The organism is Frigidibacter sp. (assembly GCF_030695035.1).
GTDB lineage: Bacteria > Pseudomonadota > Alphaproteobacteria > Rhodobacterales > Rhodobacteraceae > Frigidibacter.
The window spans coordinates 386,342-401,981 of sequence record NZ_JAUYTT010000012.1 but is presented as its reverse complement, the minus strand read 5'-3'; the positions used below and the strand labels follow the sequence as shown (position 1 = coordinate 401,981).

The following is a 15,640-nucleotide window of genomic DNA, read 5'->3' as shown; positions in this document are numbered from 1 at the left end:
GGAAGCAGGCCTCGCGGCGCTGGTCACAGTCCCTAGACGGGCAGGCAACTTGGCTGCCCTACGGGTGACCCCTTGCCTATCTGTTCTCGCGCGAGGACCCCTCACGCCAACCGCGACAGCAGGCTCCCGGATTGCGCGTTCTGCAGCAGGGTCAGCGCCGCGGCACCGCTGCTGATGCTGGCGACCTGCTGCGCCTGCGAGCGGAGCAGGAACAGCTTGATCAGGTCATCCACCTGCGCCGGATCGGAAAACTGCGCGACCTCGCTGCTGCCAAGATAGCGGTCGGCCCGGCTCTTCATCGTGCCGAGCTGCTGGTCGAGGTCAATCGCCGCAAAGCTTGTGGGCAGGCCAAAGGCGGTCTGGAACACGCTCCGCAGCGGTGCGGAGCCCAGGATCGTGAACCATTTGGTATCTTCGGAGCTTTGCTTGCCCGCCAGCTTTTCCAGCTCGCGCCGGGCATTCATCGCAAGGCGCATCTCGTCATTGACCTCCCCCACGGCCTCCTCGAACTGGCGATCCTGATAGGCGGCGATGATATCGTCGGCGAAGGTCGAGATCTGGGTGCTAGGGGTGGCGAGGTCGAAGGCGAAGGCACTCGCCAGCTGGAAATAGGCTTTGTCCGCCAAACGATTGGCCAGATCGCCGTCATCAAGCGTGCCATCGGACAGCACCTTCTGAATGAAGAACCGGCTGTCGATGTCATTCTGCAGCCCGAAGGCGCCAAGCGCCACCTTCAGCAGGCGGCGATCAGCGACGAGGTCTTCGGCGGTTGTCACACTGCCGATCTTCTCGCGAAAGTACTCGGTGTCGCGCTGTACGCTGGCCTGCTCGGTGAAGGCCTGTTTCTGCGCCTCCATCGTGCGGGTCAAGAAAGACCAGCCGGCGAACCCCGCGAAAGGCACCACCGGGGCAAAGGTCATGTCCGCGCTGCGGCGAGCAGCCGCTCCTCCCGGGGCAGCAGGCATCGCAGGGCCTTGAGCGCCTGGTAATGCTGATCCTCCAGCACCGCGGTCGTCGCCATCGTCAGATGCGCCCGGCTGTCATGGTCGGTCAGCACCTGGCTCAGCTGCTCGATCCCGCGCAGAAGCTGCATCCGCGCCTGCGCGGCATCCGTGTCACCTGAAAGTACAAGCTGGGCGATATAGCACACCCGGCGCACCGGCGTTGTCACCTCCTCTGGGTGGATCGCATCGCGCAGCCGCAAGATATGCGCATTCGGCGTCATGATCGCGAGGCGCGAGCGGCGGTCGCCATTCTCGATGACCGCGCCGTTGATCAGCACCCGCTCCTTGGGGGCGAGTTTCAGGACCAACCCGGTCATGGCTCGCCACCGTTTTCGCGCAGGCCTTTCATGATCGAGGTGTTGATGTCCACCAGAACCTCGGCCGTCGCCTTGCTGGCCAGCACCTTTGAGGAGTGCAGGTTGGTGAACTGCGCAAGGTAGAAGATCTGGGCCCGCAGCGGTGCGGGCAACTGGTTGCCGGGGTCGGCCACGTCAGCCGCCAGCAGCGTCCACAGCCGGCGGTTGTCATGGATCGCGCGGGCCAGCGAGGTGAAACCTGCGTCGCCAAGCGCACTGGCGGCTTTCAGTCGGTGCGTAATTCGGGCGAAGACCTCGTATTCGGTGCCGCGCAGGGTGCGGGTGGGTTGGTCGGGGGCAGCATAGGCCGTTTTGGCCAGATGGGCGGCGTTCACGGGAAATCCTTCCTGTGGCTGTGGACGTCAGAACGCGGCGATGCCGCGCGGAGAGGGGACGCGCCGCGGCGCGCCCCCGGCCGTCATCAGCGGAACAGCGAAAGGATGTTCTGGGGCTGCTGGTTGGCAATCGACAGCGCCTGGATACCCAGCTGCTGCTGGGTCTGCAGCGCCTGCAGCCGGGCCGAGGCCTCTTCCATATCGGCATCGACCAGCACCCCGATCCCGGTCTTCATCGCGTCGGACAGATTCGAGATGAAGTCGTTCTGGGTCGTGATCCGGTCTTCGACCGAGCCGAAGGCCGCAGCAGCGTCCACCGAGTTCTTGATCAGCCCCTCGATGGCGGCCAATGCGCCAGCGGCGTTGGAGGTCGTCGTCACGTCGAGCGTGCTCAGCGCGCCAAGGCCCGCAGCACCTGATGGGCCGGCCGTACCACCCGAGGTCGCCCGCAGGCCTGCCTCGATCGCGGCGCCGGAACCGTTCGTGATCGTCATGATGTTGTCGCTGCTGCCCACCTCGACGGTATAGTCCCCGTCGGTTGCGGCGCCGAAGAAGGCATTGATCTGCGAGATGAGGTTGCTCGCGACTTCGGCAGTGCCATCATCGGTGCCGGCGACATATTGGAAGGTGCGCGAGCCCGTTGCTGTGCCGCCACCCGCCGTGTTGATCACGAGGTCATCAAGCGTGATCTCGTAGCCGGTGCCGGCCGCCACCTGACCGATGGTGATGTTGATCACGCCCGCCGCAGCAACGGATGTGAGGGTCGGCGCCGTCGCGGCGGTGGTCGTGGTGCCCACGCCGCTCAGATAATCGCCGGGCGTGGTGAGCGTGCCGGTGCCGAAGGCCTGCGGGGTGGCGGTTCCCGTGACCGACAGGTTCTGACGCTCGACCGAGATGTGGCTGGCGCTCACCGTGCCGTCCGACTTGCGGTCAAGCGAGGACAGGACCTTGACGTCCGCGGTGCTTGATCCGTCGATCAGGTTCAGGCCGTTGAACTGGGCGGCGCCCACCACCGTGCCGATCTGATCGACCAGTGCGTCGATATCGGTCTGCAGCTTTCCGCGATCGACGTTTTCTTCCTGCGCCGAGACGATCTTGCCCTTCATCTTGGTCAGCAGGTCGGTGATGGATTCAGAGGCCTTGCGTGCCACGGCAACGGTGGCCTCACCCAGTGAAAGGCTGTCCGAGATGCCGGAAAAGCCTTTCACATCCGATTCCATGACCTTCGAGATGGCCCAGACCGCGGCGTTGTCCTTGGCGCTCGCCACCGATTTGCCGGTGGCGATTTCGGACTGGGTCTTGGCCAGGCCGGTATTGATGCCTTTCAGCGTCTGCAGCGCGACCATCGCGCTGGTATTCGTCAGAATGCTCGACATTTGGTCATCCTTAAGCGTCGGCGCTTTGCACCGGGTGTTTCACATGCCACCCTTCCGGGCAGCGATTTCTGGCATTCTGACCTGTGCGGCCGGGAATCCCCGTTGCCGCGTCACCCCCTTCAAGGATGCAAGGGCGACCATCGCCGCCAATCTCTAAGAGAGTGCTAAGCGACCCGTCCCAAGTCCCGGGATTTTTCGAAAAATCCGCAACTTGCCTTAACGTGGGTGAGGCGGCTCCTGTACCTCTGGCCGTTCGGATCAGGCGCGCCGCTCAAGGTTGCCCTGCGGGGCGCCGATCATCTGCGGGCGGCCCGAGGCATCATAGCTTTGCAGGCTGCGCCCGGCGCGCCGCAGACCGTCAATGCGCTGAAGGGCGGACCGCATCCCCTTCAGCGTGACGCCAAGCTGGCGCTGATTGGCAGCCGCCTGTTGCCGCAGCCGGGCCAGCGCCGCGGCCTCGCCCGATTGCGCCGGCTGCGGGCTCTGCGCGCGCGCCTCCAGGGCGGCGACCAGCGCCACTTTTTCCTGGGGCATCAACGCCAGTTTCTGCAGATCCCCGGCGCGAATCGCGTTCGCTTCATCTTCCAGCAGCCGGGAAAGTCGGTGCAGGATCTGCATTTCGTCAGTCATTCGGTCCTCGTTTCCTTCAACGCCTCATACAGGGTCTCGGCAAGCCCGATCCCGCCGCTCTGCACCATTGCACCGGCCTGTTCGCGCCGCAGGAACGAGGCGAACTGCTCCTCTCCCGCCCCGCCGCCAAAGCTGCCCCGCGCGGCGCCAAGGCACGCGGCAGCCAGCATTTCGGCCAGGAACGCCGTCTCCAGATCCTGCGCCGCGGCCCATAGGGCGGCATCGCGCCGCGGGGGCGCGCTCCCCTCAGGCCGGGGTGGGGCGGAAACGGCAGGGTGCTGCGCAGCGATCATCAGCGGTCCTCGGGGCGGGGCGGCCTGTCGAATTGGCCGGACTTTCCGCAGCATGGGGGGGCGGGGGTAAATATCCGGTAACCTTGTGCTGCAAGGGTGCAGGCATTGACGGCAGAAGTCGTGGTGCGAATGACACTGGCATTTCCGGGCGAGGCGGCCCTTCCCGCCCTGACATCTTCCCTTGCGGCGGCTCCGGCTGTGTCGGCGGGCACCGTGCAGCCGGGGCAGGACCCCTTTGATCCCGATCTTCCGCCTGTTGCAGGGCCGGGGTCTGGCCTTGGGTCTGCCTCGCTTGCGCCAGCGCCACCACTCTGGCGTCTTGCTGTCAGCCTGCCCCTCGGGATGGCGACCGAAACCCTGCAGGCCGACGCCAAGCCTGAAGGCGACGCTCTCTCCGACCCCGCCGTCGCCCCGTCCCGGCGCAGTCTCCTGCCCGAGCCGGACCCTACAGCCTTGCCAGACCTTGCGGCTGGAGTGCTCGCGCCGCCGGCGCTCCTCTCTCCCGCTCTGGCGGCACTGCCGGCCGCAACGCCGCCGCTGGCCGCAGCCTCGCGTGCGGCAGCGGCGTCACAGCCGCTTGTCGAGGGGCAACCCTCCGTCTCCGCGCTGGCTCAGGTACCGCCGGGCCCTTTGCGCAGCGCGGCCCAAACCCCCATGCTGCCGGGAGGGGCAGCGCCAGAGTCCTCACTGCCCGGCATTACCCCGCTGCCAGCCCCGGCCCCGTACATTGCCTCCAGCGATGCAATCGCTGCGGCCATGGCGGGCGCCGTTCCGGATCCGGGCGACGCCCGCGAGGCCAGAGCCGCGGAACCTGCTGCGCAGTCCGGATGGCCCCCCCCGCGGCGGCCCTCGCTGCTGCGGGAAAACCCCGCCGCGGCGCAGGCTGCCGGCCAAGGGACACCGCAGGCCCCGATATTCAGCGCCGCGGACGGGGCAGCAGGCAGCAAGGCCGGCGGCGCGTTCCCCGCCCAGCCGACCGTGGCCATCCCGACCGCGGCCGGTTCACAAGATAACGAGACTCAGGTGGCGGGCCTCTCTATCCCGCAGTCAAAGGATACCGATCCCGCCGCAGGGCCGTCACCCGGCCCGGGCGTTGCCCCTTCCACCGCCCACCCTTCCGCCACTGCCCTGACGGCGCCGGGATCGGCGCCCCTTCCGGCCGGTCTGTCTGTCCAAGAGACAACCGCGACCGACGTCCCCCGAACCGCTTTCGAACCTTTGGCCTCGCTTCGGGATACCGCTGTCTTGGTTCCTCCGGCCACTGTAGCTGCAGCGGCCGATCCGGCTCTGACGCTCTGGCAGGGCAGACTTACGCCGGTCGACGGTTCGGCCACCGGCGCGCCGAGGGGCGCCCAACCGACGCCAACACCCATCACCCCGGGCCCGGTCACCGCGTCCTCCCCGCGCCGGGCGCCCTTGGTCACGCCACTGCCCGCAAAGCCGGCGCCTGACGATGCTCCCGTCGCCGGCGTGAAGGTTCCGCCAACCGTGCCCGGACAACCGACAACCACTCTCACCGCTATCGCGCCCGCGGCGATGCAAGACCCGGCATTCCCCTCCGTCCCGCCCGCTTCCGCGCTCGCAACCGCGCCCAAGGCCTGGCGCCTCAGTGCCGAGCGCCCGGTGTCCGGTCTCCTCGCGGCCGAGCTTGCCGCCGATGGCCGCACCGCCACCGCGCGCCCTGTGCCCGACGCCGCGCCGCTAGCGACCGCTGCCCGGCAAGCGTCTCCCGAAACGCCCGCATCCCCAACACCCTCGCCCCAGACGCCCTCCCTGACTTCCCCCGCCCAACAGCTAGCCGCGCCGTTGCTCGCCCCGCCAATGCCCGGCTTCGTCCAACCCGTGCAGCCGCACGCCGCCGCTGCCGCCCCATCCGATCCCGGGCCCCAACCCCCGCGCAGCGCTGCTGCCGAGTCTGCGCCGCCCGAAGCGTCTGCCGCCGTACTGCTAGCGGGCCAGGCGCAACCGCCTTCGCCAGAGTCGGCGCCCCCGCTGGCGCCGAACGCGCCGCTGCTGTCCGGCCTCGCCCCGTCTGATCCTCCCGCGCCGCGCGGCGCCGAGAGCCCCGCCACTCTCGCCTCGCCGATGCCCGCGCTTGGCCCGCAACTGGCCGAGGCGGTGGCGCGCTTCCCCGACCGCCCGGTCGAACTGACCCTCTCGCCCGAAGAACTGGGCCGGGTGCGGCTGACCCTTTCCACCTCGGACGCCGGCCTTGTCCTGGCCGTCAGCGCCGAGCGGCCCGAAACGCTCGACCTCATGCGCCGCAACATCGACCAGCTGGCCCGCGACTTCCGCGAGATCGGCTTTTCCGACCTGTCCTTCAGCTTCACCCAGCAGGACCGGCGCCCGCAGGCGGGCCCGCACTCCGCCTTGCCTGATGCGTCCGCCCCCGCCGAGGCCGCCGCACCTGCCGCCCTGCCCACGGCCCCCGCCCCCCGCCGCCCCGCCCCCGCCGGCGGGCTTGACCTGCGCATCTGACCTTCAGGAGCCCCCGATGACCATCACCGCAACCCAGCCCGCAACCGCCCCCTCGGCCGCCGCAGCCACCCCCGCCGCCTCCGGCGCGGTGATCAGCAGCGACTTCCAAACCTTCTTGTTGATGCTGACCACGCAGATGCAAAATCAGGACCCGCTCAACCCGATGGAATCCTCGGATTTCGCCGTGCAACTGGCGACGTTTTCGGGGGTGGAGCAGCAGGTGCAGACCAATGACCTGCTGCAGGGGCTGATCGGGCAGGTGGGGCTGATGAACATGTCCGACCTCGCCGGCTGGGTCGGGATGGAGGCGCGGGCCGAGGCGCCGGCCTGGTTCGACGGCGCGCCGCTGCCACTGACCCTCGCGCCGCGGGCCGGGGCAGATGCGGCGGTGCTGGCGGTCTATGACGCGGCCGGCAGGTTGGTCGCCGAAGAGCCGGTGCCGCTGAACGCTGGCGAGATCGACTGGGTCGGCACCGACAGCGCCGGCACCCCGCTGCCCGAGGGCGCCTACAGCTTCCGCCTGATCAGCTCCAGGGGCGGCGAGATGATGGGCACCGACCCGGTGGAGACCTACGGCAAGATCGTCGAGGCCCGCAGCGAGGCCGGGGCCGTCATGCTGGTGCTGGAGGGCGGGGTGGAGGTGGCGGCGGATGCGGTAACGGCGCTGCGGACGCCGGAGTGAGGGGGCGCTAGCTGGTGTGCCGGACGTGTTCCGTGATACTGACGCGGTGCCCTTCCACATTGGGCAAGGAAACGCCGCATGACGCTGGACCAGATCCTGATCTTCCTGCCTGCCGCATTCCTGCTTGGCGCATCGCCCGGCGCGAACAATCTTCTGGCCTTCACCTCGGCCACGAAAGCGGGGTGGCGACCTGCGGCCGAGGGTGTCATCGGCCGTCTGGCGGCATGGGTCGTTCTGGTCGTCCTCGTCTCTCTGGGCCTCGATGCGCTGCTGCGAACCTCCGAGATGGCATTCGTGGCGCTCAAGTGGCTCGGTGTCGCCTATCTGCTGTATCTTGCGCGGCAATTCTGGACGGCTGACGTGGCGGCAGAGATCGAGGTTCCGGATGCCTCGACCCTGAGGAGACGGGAGTTCATGACCCTCATGGGCAATCCGAAGGCCTATCTGCTCCTGACGGCCTTCCTGCCACAGTTCCTGAACGACGCCGGTCCCGTGACACTGCAGCTGTTCGCGCTCGGGGGGCTCTATCTCGTCGCCGAGGGACTTGCCGCCCTGCTGTGGGTCAGCGCCGGCGCGGCGCTCGGGGCCGGTGTGCTGACCCCGCTCCGGCGCCGTATCGTCAACCGCACCTCCGCCGGGCTCCTCGGCGGCGCGGCGATCTTGCTTGCGCGATCCGAGAAGGTGGCCGCCTGAACCGGCCGGCGGGGGACTTACCCCCTCACAGCATCTCCGCCACCGCCACGCCCGCCAGCGCAATCGCCGCCCCCAGTGCCATCAGCCCGGCGGCCCGCCGGCGCGACGGCACCGTCACCACCACCACCGGCTCGGTCTGGCGGATCAGCGCTGCCTCGGCCAGTTGCGGCAGCCTTGGCCCGAACCGTCCCAGCACCCGGGCGGTGCGGGCGAGGTCGCGCAGCATCGCCCGGGGCCCCAGGTTCTCGCGGATATAGGTCTCCACCACCGGGCGTGCGCCCTGCCACATGTTCAGATGCGGGTCGAGCGAGCGGGCCACGCCCTCGACCACCACCATCGTGCGTTGCAGCAAGATCAGCTCGGTCCGCGTCTCCATCCCGAAGCGCTCTGTCACCTCGAACAGATAGGCCAGCAGCCGCGCCATCGAGATCTGGCTGGCATCCATGCCGAAGATCGGCTCACCCACCGCCCGCAGCGCCCGGGCGAAGGCGTCGACATCGCGGTCGCGCGGCACATAGCCCGCCTCGAAATGCACCTCGGCCACGCGGCGGTAATCCTTGGCGATGAAGCCCATCAGGATCTCGGCATACACCCGGCGGGTATATTCGTCGATCGTACCCATGATCCCGAAATCATAGGCGATGATATCGCCATTCGCCGCGACCTTCAGGTTGCCCTGATGCATGTCGGCGTGGAAATAGCCGTCGCGCAGCGCATGGCTCAGGAACAGCTCCAGCACCCGCCGCGCCAGCGCCGGGGCGTCATGCCCGGCCGCCACGATGGCTGGCACATCGCCCATCGGCGTGCCCTCGGCCCAGTCCATCACCATCACCCGGCGGCCCGACAGGTGCCAGACCGGTGTTGGCACCCGGAAGCCGGCATCGTCCTTGGTGTTGGCGGCGAATTCCGAAGCCGCCGCTGCCTCCAGCCGAAGGTCCAGCTCTCCCAGAACCACGCCCTCGAAATGCCGGATCACCTCTGACGGGCGCAGGCGGCGCGAGGCGGGGGAGGCCAGCTCGATGATCGCGGCGGCAAGGTGGAAGGCATCGACATCGCGGCGGAAGGCCCGCTCGATCCCCGGGCGCAGCACCTTGACGGCGACGTCCTGCCCGGTCGCGGCCAGCGTCGCCCGGTGGACCTGAGCAATCGACGCAGCGGCTACAGGTTCGGAAAACGCGCTGAACACCTGGTCGACCGGCAGGCCGATATCGCTCTCGAAGCTCGCCTTGGCGGTGGCGATGTCGAAGGGCGGCAGCCGGTCCTGCAGCATCCGCAGCTGCAGTGCCAACTCCGGCCCCACCACATCGGGGCGCGTCGACAGCACCTGCCCGAACTTGATATAGGCGGGCCCCAAGGCGGTGATCGCCCGCGTCACCGGCGGCAGCGCCGGATCACCCCGGTAGCCCAGCCATTTGAACGGCCATCCCATCACCCGCGCCAGCAGGCGCAGCCGCGGCGGTACGTCCATCGCCTCCAGCGCGACCTTCATCGCCCCGGTGCGTTCAAACGTCGCGCCGGTGCGGATCAGCCGCCAGATGTTGTGCGGGCCGCGCATCAGATCTTCCAGCCCGAATGCAGCGCAGCGATACCCATCGTCAGGTTGCGGTATTTCACTTGGCCAAAGCCCGCCTGCCGGATCATGCCCGCGAAGGTCTCCTGATCGGGGAACTTGCGGATCGATTCCACGAGGTACTGATAGCTGTCACGGTCGCCCGCGATCACCTGCCCCATCACCGGGATGACGTTGAAGGAATAGCGGTCATAGGCCCATTGCAGGCCCGCGTTCGGCAGTTGGCTGAACTCCAGCACCATCAGCCGCCCGCCGGGACGCAGCACCCGGAACGCCTCGGTCAGCGCGTCCTGCACCCGGGTCACGTTGCGGATGCCAAAGCTGATCGTATAGACGTCAAAGCTGCTGTTCGCGAAGGGCAGGGCCATCGCATCGCCCACCACCCAGTCCAGCTGTTCGGCAAGGCTCTCCGCCTCGGCCCGCTTCTGGCCCTCGATCAACATGCTCTCGGTCATGTCGCAGACGGTCGCGGTCGCCCCCGGCGCGCGGCGCAGGAAGCGGAAGGCCACATCGCCGGTGCCCCCCGCCACGTCCAGCAGCTTCTGCCCCGGCCGCGGCGCCAGCCAGTCCATCATCGCATCCTTCCAGACGCGGTGGATGCCTACGCTCATCACGTCATTCATGATGTCGTATTTCGAGGCGACGCGGCTGAACACGCCATGCACCATCCCGGCTTTCTCGCCCTCGTTCACGGTCTGAAAGCCGAAATGCGTCGTCGTTTGCGTGTCGTCGGTCATCTGCGCCCTGCCCGAAATTGCCTCAGGGGGGATATACTCCGATCCGGGCCGAGGCCAACCAACATTGTGCCGCAGGCCGCGCCGCCCTAGATCGGGCAGGCGCGCAACCGCCAACCGAAAGTCCCTGCCTTGCCCGAACTGCCCGAAGTCGAAACCGTCCGCCGCGGGCTTTTGCCGGCGATGGAAGGGCGCGCGATCCTTGCCGCGGCCGTGAACCGCCCCGACCTGCGCTGGCCATTCCCAGAGAGGATGGCGGATCGGCTGACCGGCGCGCAGGTGCTGGCGCTGCGGCGGCGGTCGAAATACATCCTGGCCGACCTCTCCACCGGCGAGACGCTGCTGATCCACCTTGGCATGTCGGGCCGGATGCTGGTCTCGGGCGTGATGCTGGGCGAGTTCCACCATGACCACCCCGCGCCCGAAAAGCATGACCATGTGGTGTTGAGCATGGAGGGCGGCGCCCGCGTCACCTTCAACGACGCCCGCCGCTTCGGCGCGATGGACCTTTATCCTACGGGCGACACCCACTGGCTGCTGAAGGGCCTCGGCCCCGAACCCTTCGGCAATGACTTCAACGAAACCTACCTCGCCGCCCGTCTCCACGGCCGCGCCGCGCCGATCAAGGCGCTGCTGCTCGATCAGCGCGTCGTCGCCGGCCTTGGCAATATCTACGTCTGCGAGGTGCTCTTCCGCGCCGCTATCGACCCGCGCCGCGCCGCCGGCAGCCTGACCGCGCCGCAGGCCGCCGCGCTGGTGCCCCTGATCCGTGACGTGCTGGCGGAAGCGATCGAGGCGGGCGGCTCCTCGCTTCGCGACTACCGCCAGACCGGCGGCGAGCTTGGCTATTTTCAGCACGCCTTCCGCGTCTATGGCCGCGAAGGCGAACCCTGCGTTACCCCCGGTTGCACCGATACCGTCACGCGGATTGTGCAGTCCGGCCGCTCCACCTTCTGGTGTCCGTCCTGCCAGCATTAGGGCAAACCTGCTTGCCAATGGCACCCGTCCTGCTAGGAGTCTGGCCGGACCGAAGGAAAGGTGTTGCCCGATGGCCTACCAGACGCTGATCGTCGAGATTGAAGACTCCGTCGCCCTGATCCGCCTCAACAGGCCAGATGCGCTCAACGCCCTCAACTCGCAGATGCTCGGCGAGCTGGCCGAAGCGCTGAGGGCCCTTGATGCGAATGACAAGGTGCGCTGCATGGTGCTGACCGGGTCGGAAAAGGCCTTCGCGGCCGGCGCCGACATCAAGGAAATGGCCGACAAGACCTTCGTGGACATGTTCGGCGCCGATTACTTCGCCCCGGAAGGCGAGGCTATCGCCCGCGTCCGCAAGCCGATCATCGCCGCCGTGTCGGGCTATGCCCTTGGCGGGGGCTGCGAATTGGCAATGATGTGCGACTTCATCATCTGCTCGGAAACCGCCAAGTTCGGCCAGCCCGAAATCAACCTTGGCGTCGTCGCGGGCATCGGTGGCACCCAGCGGCTGACCCGCTTCGTCGGCAAGTCCAAGTCGATGGACATGCACCTGACCGGCCGCTTCATGGATGCGGCCGAGGCGGAACGCTCGGGCCTCGTCAGCCGCGTGGTCCCGCCCGGCAAGCTGGTGCCCGAGGCGCTGGCCATCGCCAAGAAGATCGCCGAGAAATCCGCGCTGACCGTGATGGCGGTCAAGGAGGCGGTGAATCGCAGCTATGAAACCACCCTGCGCGAAGGGGTTCTGTTCGAACGCCGGCTGTTCCACGCCCTGTTTGCGACCGAAGACCAGAAGGAAGGCATGGGCGCCTTCCTTGAAAAACGCCAGCCGCAGTTCCGCGACCGCTGAAAACCTGCCGGTCGGGGCGTGAATATGCCCGGGCCCAGTTGACTTGCCCCCGAGTCGCGACTAGAAGCGCGGCTTCAGATTTACCCGAACTCGAACGGAAAACCGACACATGGCCAATACGCCCCAGTCCAAGAAGCGCGCACGCCAGAACGAGCGCCGGCAAGACGTGAACAAGGCGCGCCGCTCGCGCATTCGCACCTACCTGCGCAAGGTCGAAGAGGCGCTGGCCTCGGGCGACCAAGGCGCTGCCGCCACCGCTCTGAAAAGCGCGCAGCCGGAACTGGCCCGCGGCATCACCAAGGGTGTTCTGCACAAGAACACCGTGGCGCGGAAAATGTCGCGTCTGTCGGCCCGCGTGAAGGCTCTCGCCGTCGCCTGAAGCGGCCGCAGCGCATTCCCTCGCAATCCTAAAAGGACGCAGCAGAAATGCTGCGTCCTTTTATCTTTTCCCTTTGTTTTCAAGGGGCTTGTGGCCGTTTTGCCCGCCCCCCCGGATTCGGTCCGAGTCAAGCGTGAAGTTCGGTTGCACAGGCTTCCACCGGCTTGCTACCTTTGACATGCGATTCACATCGTCTTGGGGGGACATGGTGTAATCCATCAGCAATCGCGGCCCTGCCAGGCCGCGAAACGACGGAAGCCCCGCTGCCGGGGCGGCCGGATGGATCATCATGTCAGGCCAGCGGCAAGGGGTTTGCCGTTTGTCCTGCGACCAGCGTGTCCGACATGTCCGGAGGGGGGTCTCCGGCGCATGTTTGCGTGTTGGCTGTCCGAAATCCCGGTTTTTCCGGGGCTGCTCCGCGTCCTCTGGCGCGGCGTCCTAGGGCGAGTCGAATCGCTGACCTCGCGGCATCTGTTGCCGCGTAACAGTGATGAAACGGACGGGCACATAATAATGACGAACGATACCTGGGGGCGCGTGCGGGATGAACTCTTCAAAGCGGTGGGCAAGAACAACTACGTAACCTGGATCGAGCCCTTGAAGCTCGCGGACCTCTCGGGCGGGATCGCCCGGATCGAGGTGCCCAACAGCTTCATGGGCGACTGGGTCTCGCGCAATTTCGGCGACCAGATCCGCAGCCTGCTGAACAAGTCGGGGCAAGAGGTGGATCGCCTCGAATTCCACGTCTCGGCCACCCGCCCGGTTCAGGCCGCGCGCCTTGCCGATCCGGAGGTCAAGGCCACCCCGAAGAAACCCGCCCGCTCGGTCCTGAACGGCCGCGGGTCCGACGATGGCGAGCTGCCTGGCGCGCCCCTCGATGGCCGCTTCACCTTTGACAGTTTCGTGGTCGGCAAGCCGAACGAGCTGGCCCATGCCGCCGCGCGCCGCGTGGCCGAGGGTGGCCCGGTCACCTTCAACCCGCTGTTCCTGTATGGCGGCGTCGGGCTCGGCAAGACCCACCTCATGCACGCCATCGCGCATGAGCTGCAGCTGCGCCAGCCCGAGGCGCGGGTGCTGTATCTGTCCGCCGAGCAGTTCATGTACCGCTTCGTGCAGGCCCTGCGCGAAAAGCAGATCATGGATTTCAAGGAGCTGTTCCGCTCTGTCGACGTCCTCATGGTCGATGACGTGCAGTTCATCGCCGGCAAGGACAGTACGCAAGAAGAGTTCTTCCACACCTTCAACGCGCTGGTCGATCAGCACAAACAGATCGTGATTTCCGCCGACCGTGCCCCGGGCGAGATCAAGGATCTGGAAGAGCGCATCAAGTCGCGCCTGCAATGCGGGCTGGTCGTCGACCTGCACCCGACCGATTATGAACTGCGCCTCGGCATCTTGCAGACCAAGGCCGAAGGCTACCGCCAGCAATATGCCGGCCTGCAACTCGCGCCCGGCGTGCTGGAGTTCCTTGCGCACCGCATCACCACCAACGTCCGCGTGCTGGAAGGCGCGCTGACCCGCCTCTTTGCCTTCGCCAGCCTTGTCGGGCGCGAGATTACGCTCGATCTGGCGCAGGACTGCCTGGCCGATATCCTCCGCCACAGCGACCGCCGGGTGACCATTGAGGAAATCCAGCGCAAGGTGGCCGAGCATTACAACATTCGCCTGTCGGACATGATCGGGCCCAAGCGGGTGCGCACCATCGCCCGCCCGCGGCAGATCGCCATGCACCTGTGCAAGCACATGACCACCCGCAGCCTGCCGGAAATCGGCCGCCGCTTTGGCGGGCGCGATCACACCACGATCATGCACGGAATCCGCAAGATTGACGAGCTGCGCGCCGCGGACAGCCAGCTGGCCGAGGATCTGGAACTGCTGCGCCGGCTCATCTCGGCCTGACGCCCCCGGCGGCCCCTTCGGCCGCCTTGCACCGAGACTGGCGGCCCCGCCGGGGCCGCTTGTGCCCGGCAGGGCGGCCGAAATGTCACAACATTGACGTCGCCGCGCCGCACTGCCGCAACACCCGCGCCGGGCGGCCCTTGACGGCCCTGCCGTTCCAGCCGACAGTCGCGCAAAATACTTGAGCCTCGGGGGATTTGCGCTAGTCTTCCCCTCCCGGCGACATGGGGGATTAGGATGAAATTCAGCATCGAGCGTGCCGCGCTCCTCAAGGCGGTCGGTCAGGCCCAGTCGGTTGTCGAGCGGCGCAACACCATCCCGATCCTCGCCAATGTGCTGATCGAGGCGGAAGGCGACCGCGTCAGCTTCCGCGCCACCGATCTGGATATCGAGGTGGTCGACAAGGCCCCCGCCCATGTCGACCGCGCCGGGGCCACCACGGTGTCCGCCGTCACGCTGCATGAGATCGTGCGCAAGCTGCCCGATGGCGCGCTGATCACCCTGGCCGACGATGGCGCCACCGGCCGCCTGACCGTCACCGCCGGCCGCTCCACCTTCAACCTCGCCACGCTGCCGAAGGAAGACTTCCCGGTGATGGCCTCGTCGGAATATGCCGCGAACTTCTCGGCCCCCGCGCCGGTGCTGCGCCGCCTGTTCGACAAGTCGAAATTCGCCATCTCCACCGAGGAAACCCGCTACTACCTCAACGGCGTCTACCTGCATGTCTCGACTGGCGAAGACGGCCCCGTGCTGCGCTGCGTCGCCACCGACGGCCACCGCCTCGCCCGCATCGACGCTGCCCTGCCGCCGGGCGCCGAAGGGATGCCGGGCGTGATCGTGCCGCGCAAGACGGTGGGCGAGCTGCGCAAGCTGCTGGATGATGACGAGGCGCAGATTGCGGTTTCCGTCAGCGAGACCAAGATCCGCTTCGCCACACCGGCCATCACCCTCACCTCCAAGGTGATCGACGGCACCTTCCCCGATTACACCCGCGTCATCCCCACCGGCAACACGCGCCGGCTGGAAGTGGATGCCAGCGAATTTGCCAAGGCGGTGGACCGCGTGGCGACTGTGTCGTCCGAACGCAGCCGCGCCGTGAAGCTGAGCCTTGATGAGGACCGTCTGGTCCTGTCGGTCAACGCCCCCGACAGCGGCGCCGCCGAGGAAGAGCTGGCGGTGGCTTATGGCGACGAGCGGCTGGAGATCGGCTTCAACGCCAAATACCTTCTGGAAATCGCCAGCCAGGTGGACCGTGAAAACGCGGTGTTCCTGTTCAACTCCAGCGGCGATCCGACGCTGATGCGCGAGGGCAATGATACCTCGGCGGTCTATGTCGTGATGCCGATGCGCGTGTAACACGCGGGCAAGCGGGGGTTTCACACCCCC

Annotated in this window: 16 protein-coding genes; 8 read left to right on the top strand and 8 right to left on the bottom strand. The window is 67.3% G+C overall.

From position 1 onward, the window contains the following. Window positions 1-101: 101 nt before the first annotated feature. The 6 genes from Q8S30_RS13380 to Q8S30_RS13355 form a co-directional block, all read right to left on the bottom strand. On the bottom strand, window positions 102-920 hold the full coding sequence (locus tag Q8S30_RS13380; RefSeq protein ID WP_305666507.1) for a DUF1217 domain-containing protein: 819 nt from the start codon (window positions 918-920) through the stop codon (window positions 102-104). After that, on the bottom strand, window positions 917-1,321 hold the full coding sequence (gene flbT, locus Q8S30_RS13375) for a flagellar biosynthesis repressor FlbT (RefSeq protein ID WP_305666506.1): 405 nt from the start codon (window positions 1,319-1,321) through the stop codon (window positions 917-919). Before flbT ends, Q8S30_RS13380 begins: the two co-directional genes overlap by 4 nt. Next, a complete protein-coding gene (gene flaF / locus Q8S30_RS13370) occupies window positions 1,318-1,695 on the bottom strand; it encodes a flagellar biosynthesis regulator FlaF (protein WP_305666505.1) in 378 nt (125 codons plus the stop codon). The genes flbT and flaF overlap by 4 nt, the downstream gene beginning before the upstream one ends. Window positions 1,696-1,781: 86 nt before the next feature. Continuing rightward, a complete protein-coding gene (locus tag Q8S30_RS13365) occupies window positions 1,782-3,071 on the bottom strand; it encodes a flagellin (protein ID WP_305666504.1) in 1,290 nt (429 codons plus the stop codon). Window positions 3,072-3,329: 258 nt separating this feature from the next. Next, complete coding sequence (locus tag Q8S30_RS13360) at window positions 3,330-3,701, bottom strand: hypothetical protein (RefSeq protein ID WP_305666503.1); 372 nt, start codon at window positions 3,699-3,701, stop codon at window positions 3,330-3,332. Beyond that, the gene (locus Q8S30_RS13355; protein ID WP_305666502.1) at window positions 3,698-3,994 is read right to left on the bottom strand and encodes a rod-binding protein; all 297 of its coding nucleotides are present in this window, start codon (window positions 3,992-3,994) and stop codon (window positions 3,698-3,700) included. The genes Q8S30_RS13360 and Q8S30_RS13355 overlap by 4 nt, the downstream gene beginning before the upstream one ends. Window positions 3,995-6,079: 2,085 nt before the next feature. Between Q8S30_RS13355 and Q8S30_RS13350 the strand changes: the two genes are divergently transcribed. The 3 genes from Q8S30_RS13350 (at window position 6,080) to Q8S30_RS13340 (ending at window position 7,847) form a co-directional block, all read left to right on the top strand. After that, window positions 6,080-6,472, top strand: a complete 393-nt coding sequence (locus tag Q8S30_RS13350) for a flagellar hook-length control protein FliK (RefSeq protein WP_305666501.1) — start codon at window positions 6,080-6,082, stop codon at window positions 6,470-6,472. Window positions 6,473-6,488: 16 nt separating this feature from the next. Next, entirely contained in the window at window positions 6,489-7,154 is a 666-nt protein-coding gene (locus tag Q8S30_RS13345; protein ID WP_305666500.1) for a flagellar hook capping FlgD N-terminal domain-containing protein, read from the top strand. Between the two features lie 78 nt (window positions 7,155-7,232). Then, the gene (locus tag Q8S30_RS13340; protein WP_305666499.1) at window positions 7,233-7,847 is read left to right on the top strand and encodes a LysE family translocator; all 615 of its coding nucleotides are present in this window, start codon (window positions 7,233-7,235) and stop codon (window positions 7,845-7,847) included. Window positions 7,848-7,872: 25 nt separating this feature from the next. Here Q8S30_RS13340 and ubiB read toward each other — a convergent pair whose 3' ends face one another. Further along, entirely contained in the window at window positions 7,873-9,402 is a 1,530-nt protein-coding gene (gene ubiB, locus Q8S30_RS13335; RefSeq protein WP_305666498.1) for a 2-polyprenylphenol 6-hydroxylase, read from the bottom strand. Next, complete coding sequence (gene ubiE / locus Q8S30_RS13330; protein ID WP_305666497.1) at window positions 9,402-10,154, bottom strand: bifunctional demethylmenaquinone methyltransferase/2-methoxy-6-polyprenyl-1,4-benzoquinol methylase UbiE; 753 nt, start codon at window positions 10,152-10,154, stop codon at window positions 9,402-9,404. Before ubiE ends, ubiB begins: the two co-directional genes overlap by 1 nt. Before the next feature lie 129 nt (window positions 10,155-10,283). Between ubiE and mutM the strand changes: the two genes are divergently transcribed. The 5 genes from mutM (at window position 10,284) to dnaN (ending at window position 15,610) form a co-directional block, all read left to right on the top strand. Further along, window positions 10,284-11,129, top strand: a complete 846-nt coding sequence (gene mutM, locus Q8S30_RS13325; protein ID WP_305666496.1) for a bifunctional DNA-formamidopyrimidine glycosylase/DNA-(apurinic or apyrimidinic site) lyase — start codon at window positions 10,284-10,286, stop codon at window positions 11,127-11,129. Window positions 11,130-11,199: 70 nt separating this feature from the next. Next, entirely contained in the window at window positions 11,200-11,976 is a 777-nt protein-coding gene (locus Q8S30_RS13320; RefSeq protein WP_305666495.1) for an enoyl-CoA hydratase, read from the top strand. A 109-nt stretch (window positions 11,977-12,085) separates the two neighbouring features. Further along, on the top strand, window positions 12,086-12,355 hold the full coding sequence (gene rpsT / locus Q8S30_RS13315) for a 30S ribosomal protein S20 (RefSeq protein WP_305666494.1): 270 nt from the start codon (window positions 12,086-12,088) through the stop codon (window positions 12,353-12,355). 513 nt (window positions 12,356-12,868) lie between these two features. Further along, on the top strand, window positions 12,869-14,254 hold the full coding sequence (gene dnaA / locus Q8S30_RS13310) for a chromosomal replication initiator protein DnaA (RefSeq protein ID WP_305666493.1): 1,386 nt from the start codon (window positions 12,869-12,871) through the stop codon (window positions 14,252-14,254). Window positions 14,255-14,491: 237 nt separating this feature from the next. After that, window positions 14,492-15,610, top strand: coding sequence for a DNA polymerase III subunit beta (gene dnaN / locus Q8S30_RS13305; protein ID WP_305666492.1), 1,119 nt, complete (start codon window positions 14,492-14,494; stop codon window positions 15,608-15,610). The last annotated feature ends 30 nt before the right edge of the window (window positions 15,611-15,640 follow it).